This window comes from Micromonospora sp. NPDC003816, assembly GCF_042874705.1.
Lineage (GTDB): Bacteria > Actinomycetota > Actinomycetes > Mycobacteriales > Micromonosporaceae > Micromonospora.
Window position 1 is genome coordinate 25793 of sequence record NZ_JBIANP010000006.1, and the last position, 23206, is coordinate 48998.

Consider the following 23206-nt stretch of genomic DNA (forward strand, 5'->3'; position numbering starts at 1 on the left):
GCGGAACTCCACTACGGTTGCTCCCATGACTCAGAGCAACCGCCGCGAACCAGGACGGGAGCGGCACCGCGGCGCCGTCACACTGCGCCGCCAGGCGATCACCACCAGCACAGCGGACCAAGGGCTACTGGATTCGCGCACCCGTGCGGACTGGAAGACCAAGGACGCCTGGCGGGCGCTACGGATACTCTCCGAATTCGTCGAAGGCTTCGACACCCTCGCCGACCTGCCGCCCGCCGTCAGCGTCTTCGGTAGCGCCCGGAGCAAGCCGGACAGCCCGGAGTGCCAGCTCGCCGAGGCGCTCGGCGCGGCCCTGGCCCGTGCCGGCTACGCGGTGATCACCGGGGGTGGACCCGGCGTGATGGAGGCGGCCAACCGGGGCGCGAGCGAGGCCGGTGGGCACTCCGTCGGTCTCGGCATCGAACTCCCCTTCGAGCAGGGCATCAACGAGTGGGTCGACCTGGCCATCGACTTCCGCTACTTCTTCGCCCGCAAGACCATGTTCGTCAAGTACGCCCAGGCGTTCGTCGTGCTGCCCGGCGGCTTCGGCACGATGGACGAGCTGTTCGAGGCGCTCACCCTGGTGCAGACCGGCAAGGTGACCCGGTTCCCGGTGGTGCTGATGGGTGCCGAGTACTGGCAGGGGCTGCTCGACTGGCTGCGCGACACGATGGCCGCCGAGGGCAAGATCGGACCGGTCGACCTGGAGTTGATCTGCGTCACCGACGACGTCGCCGCGGCGGTCCGGCACATCGTGGAGGCCGAGGCCGCGCTCAACACCGAGCAGGAGGCGGTACGCGCCGACGCGGTGGCCCGTACCGCGGCGGACCAGCAGGCGGCAGCCGAGTCGGCCGAGCGGGCCGAGCAGGCGGAGCGCTGAGGTGGCGGCGATCTGCGTGTTCTGCGCCTCCTCCCGTACCCTCGACCAACGGTGGCTCGACCTCGCCGAGGCCACCGGCGCGGAACTCGCCCGACGAGGGCACACGCTGGTCAGCGGAGGTGGTCGCGTCGGCATGATGGGCGCGCTGGTCGAGGGGGCCCGCGCGGCCGGCGGCCGGACCGTCGGGATCATCCCGCAGGTGCTGGTCGACCTGGAGGTCGCCGACGTCGCCTCCGACGAACTGCTGATCACCGACTCGATGGCCAGCCGCAAGGTCCTCATGGTCGAGAAGTCGGACGCGTTCCTCACCCTGCCCGGTGGCTTGGGCACCCTCGACGAACTCTTCGAGGTCTGGACCACCGCCACCCTGGCCCTGCACCGCAAACCGATGGTGATGGTGGACACCGACGGGTTCTACACCCCGTTGATGGACTGGCTGCGCGCGGTCACCGACCAGAGCTTCCTCAAGCCCGCCGGCTTCGATCTCGTCCAGGTCGCCGACACCGTCCCCACCGCCCTCGACGTCATCGAGGCAGCCCTCACCTAGACGGCGCCACCCACACCGCGCCCGACCCTTGCCGCCTGCCGCACGCCGGTGTGGTGATTCGCGCCGTCTCGGGTCGCGCCGTCTCGGGTCGCGCCGTCTCGGGTCGCGCCGTCTCGGGTTGAGCCGACTCCCGGGGTATACCTGCTCGCCGCCTTTGCTCTGCTTCACCCCGCGCAACAGAAGTTCGTCCGAACCGTTGCGTGGGTTGAAGCAGAGCAAAGGGGCGACCAGCGGGGTACCGGTCGGGGTGGCGGCACGCGGACCACCGCACGTCACTGCCGGGGCCGGCGAGAGAGGCGACCGGGACCAGCGGACGGGACCGGTGAGGACGGGTGGGCGTCGGATCGTCGGCGGGTGTGGCGCGTCTGGCAGTGTCGCAGGGCCGTGATGGGATGGCGGGATGCAGGCGTACCGGTTGGTGCGTCGGTCCGGCGGGCCGACCCAGGAGAACGACCCGGCCACCGGGCATTCTCCGGACCTGGCCGGCCCGCCGTCCGCACCCGCGTCCGCACCCGCGTCCGCACCCGCGTCCGCACCCGCGTCCGCACCCGCGTCCGCACCTGCACCCGCACCCGCGTCCGGCGGGGAGCAGACCTCGGCGGATCCTCGGCAGGCCGAGGTCGTGGCACACACCGACGGGCCGATGCTCGTCCTCGGAGGACCGGGCACCGGGAAGACCCACACGCTCGTCGAGGCGGTGGCCGCCCGGGTCGAGGAGGGGGTCGATCCGGAGCGGGTGCTGGTGCTCACCTTCAGTCGCCGGGGCGCGGTCGACCTGCGGCACCGGATCGAGGCGCGGATCGCCGCGAACGGGCGGCGGGTGGTGCGGGAGCCGCTGGTGCGGACCTTCCCGGCGTACGCCTTCGGGTTGTTGCGGCGGGCCGCCGCCGAGCGGGGTGAGCCGTCGCCACGGCTGCTCACCGGTCCGGAGCAGGATCTGATCATCCGTGAGTTGCTGGACGTGGTGGGGGAGGAGCCCGGCGACGAACCGGGTGGCTGGCCGGAGGAGTTGCGACCGGCACTGCGTACCCGGGCGTTCGCCGCCCAGCTCCGCGACCTGCTGATGCGGGCGGCGGAGCGGGGCGTCGGTCCGGTCGAGCTGGCCCGGCTCGGCGAGCGGCTCGGCCGCGCCGACTGGCCGGCCGCCGCCCGCTTCCTGCGTGAGTACGTCGCGGTGCTGGCGCTGCGGGACGTCGCCAACCGGGGCTCGGTCGCGTACGACCCGGCGGAGCTGGTCCGGGCGGCGACCGGTCTGCTGCGCGACGACGCGGAGGTGCTGGCGTCCGAGCGGCGTCGTCTGGCGTACGTCTACGTCGACGAGCTGGCCGACACCGACCCCGCGCAGCTCGACCTGTTGGACACGGTCGCCGGGGGCGGCACGCCGCTGGTGGCCTTCGCCGATCCCGACTCCTCCACGTACGCCTTCCGGGGCACCGATCCGGCCGGTGTGACGACGTTCCCGCACCGGTTCCGCACCGCCTCCGGTGCGCCGGCCGCGCAGGTGCTGCTCACCACCAGTTACCGCGCGGGGGAGCGGCTGCTCGCTGCCGCGTCCCGGCTGGGTCGACGGTTGCGTGGTCCGGCGGCACACCGTCGGCTGCACCCGTTGCCCGACGCGCCACCGGGCACCGTCGAGGTCCGGACCTTCCGTTCGGCCACCAGCGAGGCGGCCTGGCTGGCACACGCGCTGCGCGAGGCGCACCTGCTCGGCGGCGTGCCCTGGGCCCGGATGGCGGTGCTGGTCCGTTCCACCGGGCGGCAACTGCCCGGGTTGCGGCGGGCGCTGCACGCCGCCGGCGTACCGACCGTGGTGCACGGCGAGGACCTGCCGTTGCACCTGCAACCGGCGGTCGCGCCGCTGCTGCTGCTGTTGCGCTGCGCGTTGGAGCCGGAGCGGCTGGACGAGGAGGCCGCCGTCGCGTTGCTGCACTCGCCGCTCGGCGGTGCCGATCCGCTGGCGGAGCGCCGGCTGCGGCAGGGCCTACGCGCGCTCGCCCTGGCCGGCGGCGACCGTCGGCCCTCCGGTGAGCTGATCGTCGAGGCGTTGCAGGACCCGGCCGAGCTGGCCGGGGTGGAGCGGCGCTGGGCCGAGTCGGCGCAGACGGTGGCCGGGCTGCTGGCGGTGGCCCGCGAGACGGCCGGTCGACCGGGCGCCACCGTCGAGGACGTCCTCTGGGCGGTCTGGCAGGCCAGCGGGCTGGCCGAGCTGTGGTCCGCCGCGCTGGCCCGGGGACCGGCCGTGGCCGGTGAGGGCGACCTGGCCCGGCGGCGCCGGGCCGAGGCGGCCGATCGGGACCTGGACGCGGTGCTGGTGCTCTTCGACGCCGCCGCCCGGTTCACCGACCGGTTACCGGGCGCGCGGACCGAGGTCTTCCTCGACCATGTGCTCGCCCAGGAACTCCCCGCCGACACGCTCGCCTCCTCCGCCGACCGGGGCGACGCGGTACGCCTGCTCACCGCGCACGCCGCGAAGGGCCTGGAGTGGGATCTGGTCGCCGTCGCCGGGGTGCAGGAGGGCGTCTGGCCGGACCTGCGGTTGCGCGGCAGCCTGCTCGGTTCGGAACGGCTGGTCGACGTGATGACCGGCCGGGCGGACGGTGCCGGGGAGGTCGCCACCCTGGTCGGGCAGACCTCCGCGTTGCTCGACGAGGAACGGCGGCTGTTCCACGTCGCGGTGACCCGGGCCCGGCGGCGACTGCTGGTCAGCGCCGTCGCGTCGGCGGCCGTCGGCGGCGACGACCACGAGGAGCAGCCCAGCCGCTTCCTCTACGAACTCGGGCCGACCGATCCACCCGGCGACGGACCCACCCCGACCTCCGATGGGACACCGCCGCCCGCTTCTCCGGAGCCGTCGACGCCCGGAGCGGGCAGCGGAGCGTCGCAGGTCGACGACAGGCACGACGCTCAGCACCAGGGGGACGCTCCGGACCGGGACGATGATCCGGACCGGGACGACGGGGTCGGGCCACGGACGCTGCCGTTGAGTCGGCCGCCCCGGGCGTTGACCCTGCCCGCGCTGGTGGCGGAGCTGCGTACCGCGGTGGCCGACCCGGCGGCGTCGACCGCCCGGCGGCGGGCGGCAGCGGCCGAGCTGGCACGACTCGCCGCCGCCGGGGTCGCCGGCGCGCACCCGGACGACTGGTGGGGGCTGCGACCGCTCTCCGACGACCGGCCGCTGGTGGACGAGGGGGAGCCGGTCCGGGTGACCCCGTCGGCGATGGAGAGCGCGCTGCGGTGCAGCCTGCGCTGGCTGCTGGAACGGCACGGCGGGAGCCCACCGGCCAGCGCCGCCCAGGGGGTCGGCAACCTGGTGCACGCGGCGGCGATGCTCGCCGAGGACGCCAGCGCGGACCGGGGCGCGCTGCTGGACTACGTGGCTGCCCGGTTCGACGCGATCGAGCTGGCCGCGCGGTGGATGGTCGGGCCGGAGCGGACCCGCGCCGAGGCGATGGTGGACAAGCTGCTGCGCTGGCTGGCCGCCAATCCGCGCCGGCTGCTCGCCATCGAGCACGAGTTCGCGGTACGCCTGGACGATCCGCACCGGCCGATCGAGCTGGTCGGGCGGGTGGACCGGCTGGAGGTCGACGCGGACGGCCGGCTGGTGGTGGTGGACCTCAAGACCGGCAAGTCCACCGCCGTGACCGAGCGGGACCTGGCCGAGCACCCGCAGCTCGGCGCATACCAGGCGGCGGTGGAGGCGGGGGCGTTCGCCGAGTACGGCGACGAGCCCGGCGGGGCGACGCTGGTGCAGCTCGGCACCGGCGCGCGGGACGCCCGGGAGCAGGCGCAGGCCGCGTCGACCGACGGACCCGAGGCCGGCTGGGCGACCGCGCTGGTCCGGCGGACCGCCGATACGATGGCCGCCGCCACCTTCGCCGCGGTCGCCAACTCGAAGTGCCGGGTCTGCCCGGTGCGGACCAGCTGCCCGGTCTCCGGGCAGGGACGGCAGGTGGTCGAGCCACCGACCGTCCGGCGACCGGAGCACCAGGAGTGAGCGTGCCAGCTCCGAAGAAGGCAGCATGACCCAGCCCGCCCTGTTCAATCCCGCGGCACCGGCGCCCCGGGCGGCCGCCGTCGGTCCCCGGTACACGCCGGTGGAGCTGGCCAAGCTGCTGAGGTTGCCGGCGCCGACCCGGGAGCAGGCGGCGATCATCGCCGCGCCGGTGGAGCCGCTGCTGGTGGTCGCGGGAGCCGGTTCGGGTAAGACCGAGACGATGGCCGCCCGGGTGGTCTGGCTGGTGGCCAACTCGTACGTCCGGCCCGAGCAGGTGCTCGGTCTCACCTTCACCCGCAAGGCCGCCGGTGAGCTGGCACACCGGGTGCGTACCCGGCTCGACCAGTTGGTGCGCCGGCTGGGGCGGCGCGGACGGGACCCGCTCGACGACCCGTTCGCGGGCGAACCGACGGTGGCCACCTACCACTCGTACGCGGGACGGATCGTCACCGAGCACGGCCTGCGGGCCGGCTACGAGCCCTCCACCCGGCTGCTCACCGAGGCGTCCCGCTGGCAGCTCGTGGACCTGATCGTGCGCAACTACGACGGGGACATGTCGGAGGTGGACCGGATGCCCAGCACGGTCACCGACGCGGTGCTGGCGCTCTCCGGTGAGCTGGACGAACACCTGGTCGACCCGGACTCCCTGGCCGCGTGGACCGGCCGGTTCTTCGCCGACGTGCAGTCCCGTCCCGGGCGGGTCTACGCCGACGTGCGCAAGGCCCTCGCGCTCCAGCAGACCCGGTTGAAGCTGCTGCCGCTGGTGCGCGCGTACGCCCGGCGCAAGGACGACTTCGAGGCGATGGACTTCGCCGACCAGCTCGCCCGGGCCGCCCGGGTGGCCCGGGACCATCCGGGCGTCGGCGAGATCGAGCGCGGGCGCTACCGGGTGGTGCTGCTCGACGAGTACCAGGACACCAGCCACGCCCAGGTGGTGCTGCTCGGCGCGTTGTTCGGCGGCGGTCACCCGGTGACCGCCGTCGGTGACCCCTGCCAGTCCATCTACGGCTGGCGGGGGGCCAGCGCCGGCACCCTGGACCGCTTCCCGACGGAGTTCGCCCGCACCGACGGGGAACCCGCCCAGGTGCTCGGACTGACCACCAGTTGGCGGAACCGGCCGGAGATCCTCGCCGTGGCGAACGCGCTCTCCACCCCGTTGCGGGCGGCCGGCGCCCAGGTGCCGGAGCTGCACGCCGCGCTCAGTGTCCGCGATCCGATCCCGCACCGCAGCGCGCGTGGCGCCGCCGCCGGCACCGTGCACTGCGCACTGCTGACGACGTACGCCGACGAGGCCGACTGGATTGCCGACAGCGTGCTGGCCGCCTGGCGTGGTGCGGCGCGGATGCCGGGTGTGCTGCCCGAGCAGATCCCGGTGACCCTGCGCCCGACCACGGCGGTGCTGGTCCGGCTGCGCAGCCAGATTCCGGCGATCGCGGGGGCGCTGCGGGAACGTGGCCTGCCGGTCGAGGTGGTGGGGCTGGGCGGGCTGTTGGACACCCCGGAGATCCGCGACGTGGTGTGCACGCTGCGGGTGCTCGCCGACCCGACCGACGGTGCCGCGCTGTTGCGCCTGCTGACCGGTGCCCGGTGGCGGATCGGGCCACGGGACCTGGTCGCGCTGCACCGTCGGGCCAAGGCCATCGCGGCGGCCCGTCGCCAGCTCGCCGACGACGGTACGGCCGAGATCACGCCGGACCGGCTGGACGAGGCGACGCTGGTCGAGGCACTGGCCGACCTCGGCCCCGCGCAGGCGTACTCGGCCGAGGGCTACCTGCGGCTGCGCGCGTACGCCCGGGAACTGGGTCTGCTGCGGTACCGGCTGGACCAGTCGCTGCCGGAGCTGATCGCGGACGTGGAGCGGACCACCGGCCTGGACGTGGAGGTGGCGGTACGCGCCGGCGGCGAGGGCGCCGGCGACGCCGGTCTGGCCCGCAGTCACCTGGACGCGTTGGGCGACGTGGCCGCGCGGTTCAGCGGGGAGACGCCGGGGGCCACGCTCGCCGGTTTCCTGGCCTACCTGGCCGCCGCCGAGGACGAGGAGCGCGGTCTGTCGCCGGGCGAGGTGGAGGTGGTCGAGGGGGCGGTGCAGATCCTGACCGCGCACGCGGCCAAGGGTCTGGAGTGGGACGTCGTCTCGGTGGCCGGGCTGAGCCGGGGGGTGTGGCCGGGACCGGTCCGCAACTCCGACCACTGGCTGGGCGGGCTGGGGGTGCTGCCGTTCCCGTTGCGCGGTGACGCCGACGGGCTGCCCGAGCTGGCCCTGGTGGACGTGGACGACCAGCGTGGCGTGGCCCGGGCGGTGGAGGACTTCACCGACGCCTGGCGGGCCCACGACGAGCGGGAGGAGCGCCGGCTGGCGTACGTGGCGGTGACCCGTCCGCGTCGCCTGCTGCTCTGTTCCGGCCACTGGTGGGGTGAGGGCACCAAGCGCCCGCGCGGCCCGTCCGGGTTGTTGCGCGAGGTGCACGACGCCTGCCTGGACGCCGGAGCCGGTCACCTGGTCGACGAGTGGGCGCCCGAACCGTCGCCGGACGCGGTGAACCCGACGACCGAGGTGGTGATCCGGGCCGAGTGGCCGGCCGACCCGCTGGGCGTACGCCGACCGACGTTGACCGAGGCGGCGGCGCTGGTGCGGCGTCACCTGACCGACGACGTGCCGGACCCTCCGGACGACGAGGCGCGGGATCCGGAGGTGGACCGGTGGCGGCGGGAGACCGATCTGCTGCTCGCCGAGCGGGCGGAGTTGAGCCGGCTAGCCGGTCCGGTCGAGGTGACGCTGCCCGGGCACCTGTCGGTCACCCAACTGGTCGCGTTGCGCCGGGACCCGGCGGCGCTGGCCCGGTCGCTGCGTCGGCCGCTGCCGTCCGCACCGAACCCGTACGCCCGCCGGGGCACCGCCTTCCACGCCTGGCTGGAGCAGCGTTTCGGCGCGGACCGGCTGCTCGACACCGACGAGTTGCCCGGTGCGGCGGACGCCGACGCGGCCCCGGACGAGGTGCTGGCGGAGCTGCAACGGCGGTTCCTGAGCAGCGAGTGGGCGGACCGTACGCCGATCGAGGTCGAGGTGCCGTTCGCGACGGTGCTCGGCGGTGTGGTGGTACGCGGCCGGATGGACGCCGTGTTCCGCCGGCCCGGCGACCGCTTCGACGTGGTCGACTGGAAGACCGGTGCCCAGCCCTCGGGACCGGCGGCCGAGGTGGCCTCGGTGCAGTTGGCGGTCTACCGGCTGGCCTGGGCCGAGCTGGCCGGGATCCCGGTCGAGCGGGTCGGCGCGGCGTTCCACTACGTGCGGGACGGGGCGACCGTCCGTCCGGCGGACCTGCTGGACGTCGACGGACTGTCCGCCCTGATCACGTCGCTGCCGGAATTCGGGCTGGACGGGTAGCGCGGGCCCGAATCCGTGGTACTGTGCCCGCGTTGCAGTTTTGGTTCCAGCTCTGTTTGCGCCTGGCGGATTGTGGCCCCAGGCGCTCTTTGTTATGTCCGGACCTCTCCGGGCGGGGCGACCAGCAGCGACAGAAGTTCCGGGAACCGCCCGGAGCTCTCACTCTTTCGGCCCCGCAACAGGTGCGGGTCCGACGTTCCGTCAAGGAGACGAAACAAGCATGGCTATTGGCACCGTCAAGTGGTTCAACGCTGACAAGGGCTTCGGCTTCATCACCCCGGACGGCGGCGGCGCCGACGTCTTCGCCCACTTCTCGGCCATCCAGAGCTCCGGCTACCGCAGCCTGGACGAGAACCAGCGTGTGGAGTTCGAGGTCGTCCAGGGCCAGAAGGGCCCGCAGGCGGAGAACATCCGCCCGCTCTGATCTGCCGGGTTCGCCCGCGACGGCCGGGCCGCCTCCGCCACCCACTGGGACCGGAGGCGGCCCGGCCGTCCGCATGTCGGGCGCCGATTCGGCGGAACCCTGAGTCGGTAATCAGCCGTCCAATCGTCGGGTGGACGACTGTCACCACCTCCCGGCCAGGGAACGCTGGGTGCCGGGGGATGAGCCGGGGGGATCGGCTCAGCTCGGGGAGGAACGACCATGGTGGGTTCGGCGGCGGTGCGGGAACTGCTCCTGGTGGTCGCGGTGGCGGCCGTCGGACTGCTGCTGGCCACGGCCGTGGCGTTCGCTCCCTGGCCCGTCACGCCGGGCGGGGCGGCCCCGTCCGGCCTGGTGGACCTGCACGGCCCTGCCCCCGCGACCGCGCGGCCGGGCAGCACCGCCGGATGAAAGGAAGGGCCCCTTCCTAACGCCTCGGGTATAGCAGGGGTCCCCGGCTAACACCCGCCGCCGCCCTTACCCGCCTCCCCGGCTCGGCGGAGGCGTTAGGGTCGGAGCCGTGCCGACGCGCAGAGCGAGAATCCCAGCCGCGAAGTACCCCGTCGAGCGGTTCACCCTCGACAACGGCCTGCGGGTGGTCCTGACCCCCGACCGCAGTGCTCCGGTGATCGGCGTGGCGGTGGTCTACGACGTGGGCATACGGTCCGAGCCCGAGGGACGGACCGGCTTCGCGCACCTCTTCGAGCACCTGATGTTCCAGGGCTCGGAGAACCTGGAGAAGCTCGCCCACTTCCGGCACGTCCAGGGTGCCGGCGGCACCTTCAACGGCTCCACCCACCTGGACTACACCGACTACTACGAGACCCTGCCGAGCAACGCCCTGGAACGGGCGCTGTTCCTGGAGGCCGACCGGATGCGCGGCCCTCGGCTGACCGAGGAGAACCTGCGCAACCAGGTGGACGTGGTCAAGGAGGAGATCCGGGTCAACGTGCTCAACCGGCCGTACGGCGGGTTCCCCTGGCTGACCCTGCCGCCGGTCATGTTCGACACCTTCCCGAACGCGCACGACGGGTACGGCTCCTTCGACGACCTGGAGTCCGCCACCGTCGCCGACGCGGCCGACTTCTTCCGGCGCTACTACGCCAGCGGCAACGCCGTGCTCGCGGTCAGTGGCGACATCGACACCGCCGAGGCCGTCGAGCTGATCGAACGACACTTCGGCGACGTGCCGGCCCGTCCGGCGCCGGCCCGCCCGGACTTCGCCGAGCCGGCGCCGACCGTCGAGCGGCGCACCGCGTACGACGACAGGCTGGCCCCGCTGCCGGCGGTGGCCTCCGGCTGGCGGGTGCCCGACCCGATCGGGAACTTCGCCGACTACCTGCCCTTCGTGGTGTTGGCCGAGGTGCTCACCGACGGCGACGCCTCCCGGCTGGTCGAACGGCTGGTGCACCGGGACCGCACGGTCACCAGCATCGGCGGCTACCTGGGCTTCATGGGCGACCCCTTCGACGTGCGCGACCCGACCGCCCTGCTGATCCAGTCGCACCTGCCGCCCGGCGGCGACGTCGACAAGGTGCTGCGGACCGTCGACGAGGAACTGGACCGGGTCGCCACCGACGGCCTCACCGAGGGTGAGCTGGCCCGGACCCAGGCCCGGATGGCCACCCACCTGCTGCGCGACACCGACGCGGTGCTGGCCCGCGCGCTGCGGATGGCGGTGCTGGAACAGCAGCGCGGTGAGCCCGGTCTGCTCGGCGAGCTGCCCCGGCTGGTCGGTGAGGTCACCGACGAGCAGGTCCGCGCCGCCGCGGCCACCCTGCGGCCGGAGCGCCGCGCGTCCGTCGAGGTGATCCCCGGAGGTGGCCGCTCATGAGCACGAGTACGCCCACACGAACGCTGCCGCCGCTCGGCCCGACCCGTCGGCTCACGCTGCCCCGGCAGGCCGAACGCACGCTCGCCAACGGGCTCACCGTGATCGTGGTACGCCGCCCGGCGGTGCCGCTTGTGGAACTGCGTCTCTGGATGCCGTTCGTCCGCGCCCACCTGGCCCGGGGGCACCTGCTGGCGCAGACCCTGCTCTCCGGCACCGAGACGATGAGCAGCGTGCAGATCGCCGCCGAACTCCAGCGGATCGGCGGCGGGCTCTCCGCCGGGCTCGACCCGGACCGGCTGATGCTCTCCGGCACCGCCCTGGCCACCGGGCTGGACCGGATGCTGGAGATCCTCGCCGACGTGGTGACCGGCGCCAGCTACCCGGCCGAGTGGGTCGGCGTCGAGCGGGACCGGCTGGTCGACGGAATCCAGGTGGCCCGCAGCCAGCCCGCCCATCTGGCCCGTACCGCGCTGCTGCGGCGGATCTTCGGCCGGCACCCGTACGCGGTCCAGACCCCGGAGCCCGAGCAGGTCCGGGCGGTCCGTCCGGCCGCCCTGCGGACGCTGCACGCCCAGCGGGTCCGACCCGCCGGCGCGGTGCTGGTGCTGGTCGGCGACGTACGCCCGGAGCGGGCGCTGGACGCCGCCGAGAAGGCTCTCGCCGGTTGGCAGGGCGGCGAGCACGTGGCCGAGGTGCCGCCGGTCCCGCCGCTGGAACCGGGCCCGCTGCTGCTGGTCGACCGGCCCGGTTCGGTGCAGTCGTCGATGCGGATGGCGTTGCCGGCGGTGCCGCGTACCCATCCGGACCACGCCGCGCTGCAACTGGCCAACCTGATCTTCGGCGGCTACTTCTCCTCGCGCTGGGTGGAGAACATCCGCGAGGACAAGGGCTACACGTACGGCCCGCACTCGATGGTCGAGCACTCGGTCGGTGGTTCGGTGCTGCTGGCCGCCGCCGAGGTGGCCACCGAGGTGACGGCACCGGCGCTGCTGGAGACCACGTACGAGCTGGGTCGACTGGCCACGGTGCCGCCCAGTCAGGAGGAGTTGGACCAGGCCCGCCAGTACGCCCTCGGCACGCTCCAGCTCGGCATCGCCACCCAGGCGGGACTGGCGTCGTTCGTCAGCGCGTACGCCGGCAGTGGGCTGCGACTGGACTTCCTCTCCGAGCACGCGGCCCGGCTGGCGAAGGCGACCGTCGACGACGTCACCGAGGCGGCGGCCCGCTACCTCGCCCCGTCCCGCGCGGTCACCGTCGTGCTCGGGGACGCCGCACGGATCGAGCCCTCGCTGTCCACGCTGACCCCGGTCCAGACCACACCGGCCACACCGTGAGCGGGCCCACCGGCACGGCGCTGCCGTCGGACGGCTGGGGACAGCCGATCGACTGGGTACGCGGGGAGGCGGCCCCGCCGCTGGCCCGCTCCACGCTGGACCGGGCGGCGCATCGGCGTACCGACCCGCAGTGGTTGGCGGGAGCCTGGTCCAGCGCGCGGGTGCTGGTGCTCGACGTGGAGGCCGGCGGCCGGGCGCTGGTGCGGACCGACACCCCGGTGCCGGAGCTGGTCCTGGTGGCGGCGGACGACCTGCCGTCGACTCTGGCCGCCGACGCGGTGTTCCTCGGGGTGGAACCGGACGGGGTGCCGATCTTCTGCGTGCACACCGCGTTGACGGTGCTGCCGGACACCCGGTCTGCTCACCTGCGGGGCGTCGGGCACCTGCTCGGTGACCGGGACGCCGGGCTGTTCACCACGGCGCTGGCGCTGACCAACTGGCATCTGCGGCACCTCTATCACCCGGTCACCGGCGCACCGACCCGCACCGACGAGGCGGGCTGGTCCCGGGTGGACGGCTCCGGTGAGCGGGTGTGGCCGCGTACCGACCCGGCCATGATCGTGCTGGTGCACGACGGTGTCGACGGCGTCGACGGGCGCTGCCTGCTGGGCAACAACGCGGCCTGGCCCAGCCCGAAGGGGCAGCGCCGGTTCTCCTGTCTGGCCGGGTACGTCGAGCCGGGCGAGTCGGCCGAGGCGACCGTGCTGCGGGAGGTACGCGAGGAGGTCGGCGTACCGGTCCGTGAGATCACGTACGCGGGCAGCCAGGCGTGGCCGTTCCCGGGCTCGCTGATGCTCGGCTTCCTGGCCACCGCCGACCCGGAGCACCCGGTCCGGCCCGATCCGGCCGAGATCGCGCAGGCCCGCTGGTTCACCCGGCACGAGATCGGTGCCGCGCTCGCCGGCCGGGACGTGGACGCCGGAGGCGACCGCCTGCTGTTGCCCCCGCCGTCGTCGATCGCGCTGTTCCTGATCCACCGCTGGTTCGACGGGCACTGCTGAGGTTGTAAGGAGGGGTCCCCTGCTAACGCCTGGTGCATAGCAGGGGACCCCTCCTTACACCCACGCCGAGCACGGCGGCGGGTGCGGCGGGTGCGGCGCGGGTGCGGCGCGGGTGCGGCGCGGGTGTGCGTGCCGGTGCGGGTGCGGGAGGTGCGGCCCCGACCCGTGGCCGTCGTTGCCGCGGCGGCCACGGGCCGGGGACACGGGCCGTCGTGGTCGGCTGGGTGAGGAACACGGCGGGGGAGCCGGCCGACCACGACGGACGTGGGGAGGTCAGGTGTCGGGCGGACCCGGGTGGGCCCGCCAGCGCTTCGGGTCGTCGAGCGGCAGCACCTTGACCCGCTGCTTACCGCAGCGCACAGCGCCGACGGTGGCGATGGCGCGGGCGAGGTGCAGGGCGGCGTCACGGTCCTCGGCGTGCACGACCTGGCGACGCGGCTCGGGCCGGGTGGTCTCGTCCCGCAGCCGGTGACCGCCGGCCCAGGCGGCCGTGATGTCGGTGTCGACGACGGCGCGGATGTCGGTGCGAACGATCAGGAACCGCATGTGGGTCTCCGATGTGCCGCGACGGGTGGAACCGTGGAAGTTCCACGTCAATACTCGGCCATCGTACGCCCGGCCCGCATCTCAGCAAGTGAAACACGGCGATTGATTTCAGCCCCGTCCGATCATCCGATGCCTGCTCACCGGGGTGGTCGGTGTGGACGACGACGGGGCCGCCGGTGGTGTGCCGACGGCCCCGCGAGACGTACCCGAGCTAGTTCAGGTCGAACTGCCCGTTCTTGGCGCCGGAGATGAAGCCCAGCCATCCGGCCCGGTTGAACAGCAGGACCGGGCCACCCTGGTCCTTGCTGTCGCGCAGCGCCACCGCGGCGGGACCGGTGCCCAGCGGTGCGACCTCCACGCAGTTGGAGGTCTGGCTGCGCGTGCTGGTACGCCAGGGGGCGTGCGCGAGCTGCGCGAGGACGGACGGCGTGGTGCGAATGTCGTTCATGGTTGAGCTCCTGACGTGGACCGATGGATCGAGCAGGGCCGCACGTGTCGGGCGCGGTCCCTTCTCGGTCACCGCTCCGTCAGGCTCCCGGAGGAACCACGGCGCTGGGCCGGCGCCGTTGCCGATCCATTGGCCACAATGGACGATGCTCCCGGACTGGTCAGCCGTTCCGACGACTTGACCAGCCAGGAGTGGGTATCCGTTGCGGAAAGTGCCGCCGTACGTAGCCACTCGAACACCACTTTATAGTGATTTAGGGCGATTACGTCGGTTGACATGACGTCGGTGAAGCCACCTTCGATGGCGAGCGTCTCCGGATCGAGTGGGTCGGCGAACCGATAGACCGAGAACGCGGTCGGTGGGAGGTACCACTGCCCGATCGGCGTGTCCCTGGGCAGGACGTGCAGCGTGACGTTGGGCAGCATGGCCAGCTCGCACAGCTGCGCCAACTGCTCCCGGAGCACCTCGGGCGGCCCGGCACGGTGCCCGAGCGCCGCCTCCTCCAGCACCGCCGTGTACCGGGGCGCGTCGTGCTCCCGGGTGAGCAGCAGTTGGCGGGCCTGCCGGGCCTTGACCTGGGTCTCGGTCTCCTCCTCGGCCTCCGGATCGCCGGCCTCCCGACCGACCTGGTACGCCGAGGAGAGTCGGACGCGGGCGTACCCGGGGGTCTGCAACAACCCCGGCACCAGCACCGGGTTGTACTCGGAGATCTCGACGCAACCGGCCTCCAGCTCGGCGAAGCCGCGTTGCTGCTGCGTCATCGCCGGGTAGTTCTTGAGCCAGCCACGCATGTCACCGGCCTCGTCGGTGATGCCGAGCAGTTCCGCCCGCCGTGCCGTGTCGGCGTCGTAGAGGTCGAGCAGGTCCCGGACGTCCTGCGGGTCGGGTCGACTGCGGCCGTTCTCCAGCCGGGACAGCTTCGACGCGGAGGCCCAACCGACACGCTCGATGACCTGGTCACCGGTGAGTCCGGCGGCCTCGCGCAGCTGGCGCAGTTCGCGGCCGAGCCGCTGCCGACGCAGGATCGGACTGGGTGCGGCAGGAGGCACGGTGTCCTCTTTTCCGTCGACCGCCGCAGACGCGACGGTAACTGTATGAAATTCGCCCCCCACGGCCAGTATGGACGTCGCGACCGGCGCCGGAGGTACCGGCGGGGGCGTGTCATGAGAAATACGGACACCCGACACACCGGAACGAGACCGCCTTCACCTGCGTCCCCGCCCCGGACGGGTTCCCGACCGCGCCCGAGTCGCGCCACCCCCGGAGGGATCAATGCGAACCGTCCTGAGTCGCCCGGACTTCCGCCTGCTGTTCGGCGGACTGTTGGCCAGCATGACCGCGGAGTCGATCCTGCTGCTGGCACTCGCCATCTGGGTGAAGGACCTCACCGGATCGGACGGCCTCGCCGGTGCCACCATCTTCGTCATCCTCGCGCCGAGGACCCTCGCGCCGCTGGTCGGCTGGTTCGTCGACCGGTACCCCCGGCAGCCCTTCTTCGTTGTCACCCACCTCGCCATGGCGGTGCTGCTGACCCCGCTGTTCGCGGTCCGGGACGCGGGCGACATGTGGATCATCTATGCGGTGGCCGCGCTCTACGGCCTGTCGAACCTCACGGTCGGTGCGGTGCTCAGCCGGCTGATCCAGGAACTGGTCCCGTCCGACCTGCTCGGAGAGGCCAACGGCGCGTTGCAGACCGCACGGCAGGGCCTGCGGCTGGTCGGTCCGCTGGCCGGTGCGGGCCTGTACGCGGTGCTCGGCGGCTGGGTGCTGGCCGCGGTCGGGATGGTCGGCTTCCTGGCCGCCGCCGCCGTGGTCGGCACGCTCCGAATGGTCGAGTCGCCCGCGCGAGCGGCCGATCCGGAGGACTGCCCGGCCGTCGCCGTCACCCGGGTCCGACGCCTCTCCTCCGAGCTGGTCGCCGGGCTGCGGCACCTCGCCGGTGAGCCGGCGTTGCGGCGGGCGTTGGTCGGCTACGGCCTCGGCTCGCTGGTGATGGGCTTCACCGAGTCGCTGATCTTCGCGTACGTGGACTCGGGGCTCAGGCGGGACGCCACGTTCGTCGGCGTACTGGTCACCGTGCAGGGCATCGGGGGACTGGTCGGCGGACTGTGCTCCCCAGCCGTCCTGCGTCGGCTCGGTGAGCTGGGCACGCTCGCCGCCGGAGTGGCGTTCTTCGGCCCGGCGGCACTGGCGCTGGCGTACCCGAACCTGTGGCTCGGCTTCACTGCGGTGCTGCTGGCCGGTCTCTCCCTGCCGCTGACCCTGGTCGGCCTGCACACGCTGATTCAGCGGCGGACCCCGCCCGAGCTGATCGGCCGGGTCGCGGCGGCGTCGGAGGCGGTGATCCGGGGTCCGCAGGCGATCTCGGTCGGCGTGGGCGCGCTGATCGTGGGAGTGCTCGACTACCGGCTGGTCTTCGTGTCGATCGGCCTGGCCACCCTGCTCGCGGGCGGCTACCTCTGGGGCGGGCGCCGGCTGAGCCCGCCGGCCGGACCGGCGGCGCGTACCCGGGTGCCGGCACCACGCCCGGCCACCGAGGACCGGAACCCGGCGCCGGTCGGGACGCTGACCGGCCGGGGCGGTCACTGACGACGACGCGGCGGCCGGCCCCGGGTGGGGACCGGCCGCCGCGGGTACGTCCTCGGTCAGACGGTGATGCTCGCCAGGTGCTGCTTGACCTGGTTGATCGACGGGTTCGTCAGCGCACTGTCGTCGGCGAAGCGCAGGGTGGGCACGGTCTGGTTGCCACCGTTGACCCCCATCACGAACTCCGCCGCCGCCGGATCCTGCTCGATGTCGACCACCTGGTAGGCGATCCCCTCCCGGTCGAGCTGCGACTTCAGCCGGTGGCAGTAGCCGCACCAGGGAGTGGAGTACATGGTCAGCATGGTGAGATCCTCCAACGTCATGCGCGCCTGCTCGCGCAGATCAGCACAGGCTAACCGCTGCAACGTCCGGGCGAGCTGCGACAATTCCCCGCTGTGGTGGTTAACTCCGCGTCCGAACGCGTGCTGACCGGGCTCGACCCGGAACAACGCTCGGCCGTGACCGCCGTGGCCGGGCCGGTCTGCGTACTCGCCGGGGCCGGCACCGGCAAGACCCGGGCGGTCACCTCGCGGATCGCGCACCGGGCGCTGAGCGGGGAGATCTCGGCGCGGCACGTGCTCGCCGTCACCTTCACCGCCCGCGCCGCCGCCGAGCTGCGGCACCGGCTCGGCGCGCTCGGGGTGGCCGGCGTCCAGGCCCGGACCTTCCACGCGGCGGCCCTGCGCCAGGTGCGCTACTTCGCGCCCCGGCTGCTGGCCGGGCGGGCCATGCCCGAGCTGCTGGACAGCAAGGTGCGCCTGGTCACCCTCGCCGCGGCCCGGGCCGGCCTGCGGACCGACCGGACCGCCGCCCGGGACCTCGCCGGTGAGATCGAGTGGGCCAAGTCCTCGCTGGTCGAGCCGGGGGAGTACGTGGTGGCGGCGGCGAAGGCGCTGCGCGAGACGCCGCACGAGCCGGCCAAGGTCGCCGAGGTCTTCGCCGCGTACGAGAGGCTCAAGCGCACCGGAGGTGTGATCGACTTCGAGGACGTGCTCCGCGCCGCGGTCTGGGGGATCGAGGAGCACCCGGACGTCGCCGAACAGGTACGCAACCAGTACCGGCATCTCGTCGTCGACGAGTACCAGGACGTCAACCCGTTGCAGCAGCGCCTGCTGGACGCCTGGCTCGGCGGCCGGGACGACGTGACCGTGGTCGGCGACGCCAGCCAGACGATCTACTCGTTCACCGGGGCGACGTCGTCGTATCTGGTCGACTTCCCGCGCCGCTACCGGGGCGCCACGGTGGTCCGGCTGGTCCGTGACTACCGGTCCACCCCGCAGGTGGTCGGGCTCGCCAACGCGGTCATCTCGCAGGCCCGTGGCACCGAGGCGCGGCTGCGCCTGGAACTGGTGGGCCAGCGTCCGCCCGGTCCGGAGCCGGAGCGGCGGATCTTCACCGACGAGCCGGCCGAGGCCGCCGCGGTCGCCGCGCGCTGCCGTGCCCTGGTCGACGCCGGCACCCCGGCACGGGAGATCGCCGTGCTGTTCCGCACCAACGCGCAGTCCGAGGCGTACGAGAAGGCGCTGGCCGAGGCGGGCGTGCCGTACCAGGTCCAGGGGGCCGAGCGGTTCTTCGAGCGGACCGAGGTGCGGCAGGCGATGGTGGCGCTGCGCGCGGCCACCCGGTCGATTCCCGGCGAGACCCCGCTGCCGGTGGCGGTGGTCGAGGCGCTCGCCGCCGTCGGGTGGGCACCCGACGCGCCCCCGCCCGGTGGGGCCGCCCGCGAGCGGTGGGAGGCGCTGGCCGCGCTGGTCCAGCTCGCCGAGGAGTACGCGGCCACCCCCGACCTGATGCCGCTGGGCGTGGCCGCCACGGTCGAGCGCCCGGTCACCCTCGCCGACTTCGCCGACGAACTGGCCCGACGGGCCGCCCAGCAGCACGTACCCACGGTGGAGGGGGTCACCCTGGCCTCGCTGCACTCCGCGAAGGGCCTGGAGTGGGACGCGGTGTTCCTGGTCGGGCTGGCCGAGGGCACCCTGCCCACCACGTACGCGCGCACCACCGAGCAGGTCGAGGAGGAGCGCCGGCTGCTGTACGTCGGCATCACCCGGGCCCGTCAGTGGCTCTGGCTGTCGTACGCCTCGGCACGCTCCCCGGGCGGGCGGGCCCGGCGGCCGTGCCGTTTCCTGCCCCAACTCGCCCCGGGCGGGACGGAACGGGCGAGCGCGGGCGCCCCGGCGCGCGGCGCACAGCGGCGGGCGGCCACCCGGATCGTCTCCTGCCGGATCTGCGGGACCACCCTGTTCGCCGGGCCGGACCGGAAGCTGGGCCGCTGCGCCACCTGTCCGTCCGACATCGACGACGAGTTGCACGAGCGGCTGTGCGAGTGGCGGTCCCGGGTGGCCGGAGCCCAGCGTGTCCCCGCCTACGTGGTCTTCACCGACGCGACGCTCGTCGCGCTCGCCGAGCGGCGGCCGGGCCGGTCCGAGGAACTGGTGGCGATCGCCGGCATCGGCCCCCGCAAACTCGGCCTGTACGGGGAGGCCGTGCTGGCGCTGGTGGGGGGCGCGGCGGTCGATGAGATCTGCCCTCAGAAAACTTTCTGAATCTGACCGTTAATTCGTTTGCCCTCGCCCCACCGACCGTCATAGCCTCAGGACACACCTCGGCGAGGGGCCCTGTTCGGGCTGCTCACGGGGGATCTGTTCCGAGTCGATCGTTGAGTGAAGGTCTGGAGGTGGCACCGATGGAGAGCTACATCAACCAGCGTCCGACGGCGCTGCCCGTTGCCGTCGCTCCGCTCTCGGCTGCCCTGATCTCCGTCGTTCCGGCGACGGATGTTCGGGCGACTGTCGTCGCCACGCGACCGTGGGCTCCGCAGGTGCACCGGGTCGAGGTTCAGGCCGAGCTGATCCTCGCACCGAAGCCGAACGGGATCCAGGGGACCAGTGGCTTCACGGGCAAGGGCGTCGATGGCGCCAGCAAGCGGATGGACGTCCGCGGTGTTCCACCTCGAGGTAGACCGGTCTGACCAACAGACCACCGGCTCACCTCGAGGCCGCGGAACCCGCATACCGGGATCCGCGGCCTCAGTTTTTTTTGCACCGCCGAGTACGTCGGAACAGCGATCCACGAGATCGAAGTGAGAGAGAGGTGACCGGGCGATGAGTCTGGCGTTGGCCCCACTTGACCTGAGCGTCGAGATGGAGGCGAACCTGCCCTGCCGGAAGTTCGACCCCGACCTGTGGTTCTCCGACTCGCCCACCGACCTGGAACTGGCCAAGTCGCTCTGCGGGGACTGCCCGCTGCGCGTCGAGTGCCTGGCCGGTGCGGTCGAGCGGGCCGAGCCCTGGGGCGTCTGGGGCGGCGAGATCTTCGAGCGTGGCGCGGTCGTCCCGCGCAAGCGGCCCCGTGGTCGCCCGCGCAAGGAGGACATCGCCCGTGACGCCGCCCTGCGGGTCGAGGCCGAGGCGCGACTGGCCGCCGACGGGCTCGCCCCGTCGCGCAACGCGGTCCGGCTGGCTGCCTGACATGTTCCCGAACCAGACCGACCCCGGCACTGCGCCGGCCGAGAGAGAGCTGACCACGATGCTGCACCTGCCGAACGGAACCACCGACATGTACCTACTCCACGAAGCGTTGGCGCGGGTACGAATGCTGCGGCCTCAGGCCGGCCGCACCACCACGAGCACTGAGGCAACCCGATCCGCCCGTACCGTCGCCATGACCGGCCGTACCCGGTCGGCCCGCGAGTTGGGCGTCCTGTAGGACCGACACCGCAGACGGCGGGCGGGGACCAAGGGGTCCCCGCCCGCCGTCGTCGTGTGGTGGGTCGGTGTTCAGCCGACCGGGGCGAAACCGGGCAGCCAGCGTTCCAGGATGCCCCGGTAGGGCGCCTTGGCCTCCAACTGGCACAGCACCCCGATCGAACCGAGCGTCACCCGGTGGACGAGCAGGTATGACGGCGGCAGGTTGAGGTGCCGGCTGAACTGGTAGGCGGGGGAGCGCGGGTTGGCCAGCCGGGTCGCCTCGGCGCGCAGCCAGGCCCGGGAGAACCGGAACTCCTCGACGGCGATCGGTTCCAGCATCGGCCGTAGGAACTCCAGCAGCGCGCGGGCGTCGATCGGGTCGTCGGTGCTGAGGAAGCCCTCCGAACGCAGCCCGGCCTCCACCCCGTCGGCGTCGCCCCGCAGGGCCAGGGCGGCGATGCGGCCGATCGGTTCCGGCGTACCCTCCGGCATCCGGGCCACGGCGCCGAAGTCGATCACCCCGAGTCGGCCGTCCGGCAGCAGCCGGAAGTTGCCCGGGTGCGGGTCGGCGTGCAGCAGCCCGGCCCGGGCCGGTGCGGAGAGGTGCAGCGTGGCCATCAGCAGGCCGGCCCGGTCCCGTTGCTCCTCGCTGCCTTCCCGGATGATGTCGGAGAGCGGCGTGCCCTCCACCCACTCGGTGACCAGGACCCGGGGCGAGGCGGAGAAGACCGCCGGGACGTAGATCTCGGGGTCGTCCTCGTACGCGGCGGCGAAGGCGCGTTGCGACTCCGCCTCCAACTCGTAGTCCAACTCCTCGGTGATGCGTTCCCGCAGCTCGGCGAGAAGCGGCTTGACGTCCAACCCGGGCTGGATGGCCCGGAACATGGCGCTCAGCCGGGAGAGCTGCTTGAGGTCGGCGAGCAGGGCGTCACCGGCGCCCGGATACTGGATCTTGACGGCCGCGTCCCGGCCGGTGCCGTCCGGCATCCGCCACACGGCCCGGTGCACCTGCCCGATGCTGGCCGCGGCGGCGGGGGAGTCGTCGAAGGTGACGAAGCGCTCACGCCAGGCCGGCCCCAACTGCTCGGCGAGGACCTTGTGCACGCTGGCGGCGGGCAGCGGCGGCGCGGCCTCCTGGAGCTTGGTCAGGGCCTGCCGGTACGGCGCGGCGACCTCCTCGGGCAGGGCCGCCTCGAAGACCGACAGCGCCTGGCCGAACTTCATCGCCCCGCCCTTGAGCTGGCCCAGGACGCTGAAGAGCTGCTCGGCGGTGCGTTGCTGGATCTCGGCGGAGATCACGTCGGAGGCGAGCCCGGTGACACGTTTTCCCATGCCGAGGACGGTCCGCCCGGCGAAGCCGAGCGGCAGTGCGGCGAGCTTGGCGGTGCGGGACACGGCCCGGCGCGGGATGTCGGTCACGAGGTCATTGTTACCGACTCGGCGGGCCCGCTGCTGCTCTGCGGCCGGGCTGGCGCTCATCTTCGGTGTACGCACCGCACCGGCAGCGGGGGTGCGGTGGCCAGTGCCGGCGTCGGGCGACGCCCGCCGGACCGACCTCCACCGCCCCGCCGAGCGTCTCCGGTGTGCCGCCGTCGAGCTGCGTCAGCGCCTCGGTGACCGCGTAGGCGGTGGCCGCGAGCAGCGTGCCGGTGGCGCAGGTCGGGGTGGCGGGCGCGCGGGCGATCTGGGCGGCGAGCGCCGGCCAGTGCGGGTCCCGGTCGGCGCGGTGCAGGTCGAGGCAGCGCAGGCAGGGGCCGGTCGGCGGCTGGACCAGTGGCCCGATGACCGGTACGCCCTCCCGGACGTCGATCAGCAGGTGCGGTTGCCGACGCTGGGCGTGACCGGCCGCCACCAGGGCGGCCGGCCGGTCGAGGCCGAGCTGGATCACCAGGTCGGGCCGGGTCCGTCGCAGTGGGCCGGTGGTGGTGCCGGGTGCGGCGCGCGTCACGGCCGCCTGGACGGCCGCGTCGAGTGGCCGGCCGAGATCGGCGGCGGCGATACCGCTGCCGACCAGGTCGACGGGGCGTACGGGGCCGCTGAGGTCGGGTCGGACGTGCCCGACGCCGGCCTGGGCCAGGGCCAGGGTGACGGCGGCGCCGAGCGGCCCGGGACCGGTGACCGTCACCCGGGCGGCCAGGCGACGCCGGAGCACCTGCGCGGGAGTGCCGGGCAGCCGGGCGGCGGCCAGGGCCAGCGCGCCGGCCTCCGCGGCGAGTCGGCTCCGGCGGGGCTCGGCGAGATCCCGGGGCACCAGCGTGTGCGCCGGCACCACCAGGCCGGCCTCACGCAGCGCGTCGAGCAGGGCGCGGGCGTGTTCCGGACGGCCGCCCGTACCGGTCAGCACCTGCCGTTCGCTGCGGGTGCCGTCGAGCAGGTCGAGGAGCCGGACCGCCCCGGGGTCGGCGAACTCGACCAGGACGGCACGCTCCGGTGCCAGCCCGAGCTGGAGGGTGTGCCGGTCGCGCCAGAGTCGGCTGAGGCCGGGCAGCAGGGTGGGTCGGGGCGACGGCGGGTGGTCCGTGATCGGCGGCATGGGTACGA

The 23206-nt window shown here is 73.4% G+C and carries 19 protein-coding genes; 13 read left to right on the plus strand and 6 right to left on the minus strand.

The window, feature by feature from the left end; genetic code table 11:
• Nucleotides 1–25 precede the first annotated feature (25 nt).
• The 9 genes from ACFYTT_RS20060 to nudC all read left to right on the plus strand — a co-directional run bounded on the left by ACFYTT_RS20060 (nucleotide 26) and on the right by nudC (nucleotide 13396).
• Nucleotides 26–880 (plus strand): TIGR00730 family Rossman fold protein, encoded by an 855-nt coding sequence (locus ACFYTT_RS20060; RefSeq protein ID WP_131057490.1) that lies wholly within the window; start codon nucleotides 26–28, stop codon nucleotides 878–880.
• Between the two features lies 1 nt (nucleotide 881).
• Nucleotides 882–1427 carry a TIGR00730 family Rossman fold protein gene (locus ACFYTT_RS20065; RefSeq protein ID WP_176095170.1) on the plus strand — a complete coding sequence of 182 codons (546 nt, stop codon included), beginning with the start codon at nucleotides 882–884 and terminating at the stop codon, nucleotides 1425–1427.
• A 400-nt stretch (nucleotides 1428–1827) separates the two neighbouring features.
• On the plus strand, nucleotides 1828–5421 hold the full coding sequence (locus tag ACFYTT_RS20070) for an ATP-dependent helicase (protein WP_387261055.1): 3594 nt from the start codon (nucleotides 1828–1830) through the stop codon (nucleotides 5419–5421).
• A gap of 25 nt (nucleotides 5422–5446) precedes the next feature.
• On the plus strand, nucleotides 5447–8806 hold the full coding sequence (locus ACFYTT_RS20075) for an ATP-dependent helicase (RefSeq protein ID WP_387261057.1): 3360 nt from the start codon (nucleotides 5447–5449) through the stop codon (nucleotides 8804–8806).
• Nucleotides 8807–9026: 220 nt separating this feature from the next.
• The gene (locus tag ACFYTT_RS20080; protein WP_013735772.1) at nucleotides 9027–9230 is read left to right on the plus strand and encodes a cold-shock protein; all 204 of its coding nucleotides are present in this window, start codon (nucleotides 9027–9029) and stop codon (nucleotides 9228–9230) included.
• 219 nt (nucleotides 9231–9449) lie between these two features.
• A complete protein-coding gene (locus tag ACFYTT_RS20085) occupies nucleotides 9450–9638 on the plus strand; it encodes a hypothetical protein (protein WP_131053852.1) in 189 nt (62 codons plus the stop codon).
• Between the two features lie 109 nt (nucleotides 9639–9747).
• The gene (locus ACFYTT_RS20090; protein WP_131053853.1) at nucleotides 9748–11061 is read left to right on the plus strand and encodes a pitrilysin family protein; all 1314 of its coding nucleotides are present in this window, start codon (nucleotides 9748–9750) and stop codon (nucleotides 11059–11061) included.
• Nucleotides 11058–12395: a M16 family metallopeptidase gene (locus tag ACFYTT_RS20095; protein WP_387261061.1), complete on the plus strand. Its 1338-nt coding sequence runs from the start codon at nucleotides 11058–11060 to the stop codon at nucleotides 12393–12395. Before ACFYTT_RS20090 ends, ACFYTT_RS20095 begins: the two co-directional genes overlap by 4 nt.
• Nucleotides 12396–12442: 47 nt before the next feature.
• Complete coding sequence (nudC, locus tag ACFYTT_RS20100) at nucleotides 12443–13396, plus strand: NAD(+) diphosphatase (protein WP_387261648.1); 954 nt, start codon at nucleotides 12443–12445, stop codon at nucleotides 13394–13396.
• Nucleotides 13397–13669: 273 nt separating this feature from the next.
• Here nudC and ACFYTT_RS20105 read toward each other — a convergent pair whose 3' ends face one another.
• From ACFYTT_RS20105 to ACFYTT_RS20115, 3 genes are all read right to left on the minus strand, one after another.
• Entirely contained in the window at nucleotides 13670–13942 is a 273-nt protein-coding gene (locus tag ACFYTT_RS20105; RefSeq protein WP_131053855.1) for a hypothetical protein, read from the minus strand.
• A gap of 211 nt (nucleotides 13943–14153) precedes the next feature.
• Complete coding sequence (locus tag ACFYTT_RS20110) at nucleotides 14154–14390, minus strand: DUF397 domain-containing protein (RefSeq protein ID WP_131053856.1); 237 nt, start codon at nucleotides 14388–14390, stop codon at nucleotides 14154–14156.
• A gap of 68 nt (nucleotides 14391–14458) precedes the next feature.
• Nucleotides 14459–15439, minus strand: a complete 981-nt coding sequence (locus tag ACFYTT_RS20115; protein ID WP_387261064.1) for a helix-turn-helix domain-containing protein — start codon at nucleotides 15437–15439, stop codon at nucleotides 14459–14461.
• A gap of 223 nt (nucleotides 15440–15662) precedes the next feature.
• On the opposite strand from ACFYTT_RS20115, the gene ACFYTT_RS20120 reads away from it, so the two are divergent.
• Nucleotides 15663–16979: an MFS transporter gene (locus ACFYTT_RS20120; RefSeq protein WP_387261067.1), complete on the plus strand. Its 1317-nt coding sequence runs from the start codon at nucleotides 15663–15665 to the stop codon at nucleotides 16977–16979.
• A gap of 56 nt (nucleotides 16980–17035) precedes the next feature.
• Here the strand turns inward: ACFYTT_RS20120 and ACFYTT_RS20125 are convergent, their stop codons facing one another.
• Complete coding sequence (locus ACFYTT_RS20125) at nucleotides 17036–17278, minus strand: mycoredoxin (RefSeq protein WP_176096007.1); 243 nt, start codon at nucleotides 17276–17278, stop codon at nucleotides 17036–17038.
• Between the two features lie 93 nt (nucleotides 17279–17371).
• Here ACFYTT_RS20125 and ACFYTT_RS20130 point away from each other — a divergent pair, with 93 nt between their 5' ends.
• From ACFYTT_RS20130 to ACFYTT_RS20140, 3 genes are all read left to right on the plus strand, one after another.
• Nucleotides 17372–19522 carry an ATP-dependent DNA helicase UvrD2 gene (locus tag ACFYTT_RS20130; RefSeq protein ID WP_387261069.1) on the plus strand — a complete coding sequence of 717 codons (2151 nt, stop codon included), beginning with the start codon at nucleotides 17372–17374 and terminating at the stop codon, nucleotides 19520–19522.
• A 140-nt stretch (nucleotides 19523–19662) separates the two neighbouring features.
• The gene (locus tag ACFYTT_RS20135; protein WP_131056524.1) at nucleotides 19663–19947 is read left to right on the plus strand and encodes a hypothetical protein; all 285 of its coding nucleotides are present in this window, start codon (nucleotides 19663–19665) and stop codon (nucleotides 19945–19947) included.
• Nucleotides 19948–20080: 133 nt separating this feature from the next.
• Nucleotides 20081–20446 carry a WhiB family transcriptional regulator gene (locus tag ACFYTT_RS20140; RefSeq protein WP_131056526.1) on the plus strand — a complete coding sequence of 122 codons (366 nt, stop codon included), beginning with the start codon at nucleotides 20081–20083 and terminating at the stop codon, nucleotides 20444–20446.
• Between the two features lie 309 nt (nucleotides 20447–20755).
• Here ACFYTT_RS20140 and ACFYTT_RS20145 read toward each other — a convergent pair whose 3' ends face one another.
• Complete coding sequence (locus ACFYTT_RS20145) at nucleotides 20756–22084, minus strand: ABC1 kinase family protein (RefSeq protein WP_387261074.1); 1329 nt, start codon at nucleotides 22082–22084, stop codon at nucleotides 20756–20758.
• Between the two features lie 10 nt (nucleotides 22085–22094).
• Complete coding sequence (locus ACFYTT_RS20150; protein ID WP_387261076.1) at nucleotides 22095–23198, minus strand: TOMM precursor leader peptide-binding protein; 1104 nt, start codon at nucleotides 23196–23198, stop codon at nucleotides 22095–22097.
• Between the last annotated feature and the right edge of the window lie 8 nt (nucleotides 23199–23206).

What these genes read in the sequence shown, in the direction of transcription:
- ACFYTT_RS20095 (WP_387261061.1), top strand. Translation starts at nt 11,058, where the DNA reads ATGAGCACGAGTACGCCCACACGAACGCTGCCGCCGCTCGGCCCGACC.
- ACFYTT_RS20085 (WP_131053852.1), top strand. Translation starts at nt 9,450, where the DNA reads ATGGTGGGTTCGGCGGCGGTGCGGGAACTGCTCCTGGTGGTCGCGGTG.
- ACFYTT_RS20075 (WP_387261057.1), top strand. Translation starts at nt 5,447, where the DNA reads ATGACCCAGCCCGCCCTGTTCAATCCCGCGGCACCGGCGCCCCGGGCG.
- ACFYTT_RS20110 (WP_131053856.1), bottom strand. Translation starts at nt 14,390, where the DNA reads ATGAACGACATTCGCACCACGCCGTCCGTCCTCGCGCAGCTCGCGCAC.
- ACFYTT_RS20140 (WP_131056526.1), top strand. Translation starts at nt 20,081, where the DNA reads ATGAGTCTGGCGTTGGCCCCACTTGACCTGAGCGTCGAGATGGAGGCG.
- ACFYTT_RS20150 (WP_387261076.1), bottom strand. Translation starts at nt 23,198, where the DNA reads ATGCCGCCGATCACGGACCACCCGCCGTCGCCCCGACCCACCCTGCTG.
- ACFYTT_RS20120 (WP_387261067.1), top strand. Translation starts at nt 15,663, where the DNA reads ATGCGAACCGTCCTGAGTCGCCCGGACTTCCGCCTGCTGTTCGGCGGA.
- ACFYTT_RS20060 (WP_131057490.1), top strand. Translation starts at nt 26, where the DNA reads ATGACTCAGAGCAACCGCCGCGAACCAGGACGGGAGCGGCACCGCGGC.
- ACFYTT_RS20105 (WP_131053855.1), bottom strand. Translation starts at nt 13,942, where the DNA reads ATGCGGTTCCTGATCGTTCGCACCGACATCCGCGCCGTCGTCGACACC.
- ACFYTT_RS20070 (WP_387261055.1), top strand. Translation starts at nt 1,828, where the DNA reads ATGCAGGCGTACCGGTTGGTGCGTCGGTCCGGCGGGCCGACCCAGGAG.
- ACFYTT_RS20125 (WP_176096007.1), bottom strand. Translation starts at nt 17,278, where the DNA reads ATGCTGACCATGTACTCCACTCCCTGGTGCGGCTACTGCCACCGGCTG.
- ACFYTT_RS20135 (WP_131056524.1), top strand. Translation starts at nt 19,663, where the DNA reads ATGGAGAGCTACATCAACCAGCGTCCGACGGCGCTGCCCGTTGCCGTC.
- ACFYTT_RS20080 (WP_013735772.1), top strand. Translation starts at nt 9,027, where the DNA reads ATGGCTATTGGCACCGTCAAGTGGTTCAACGCTGACAAGGGCTTCGGC.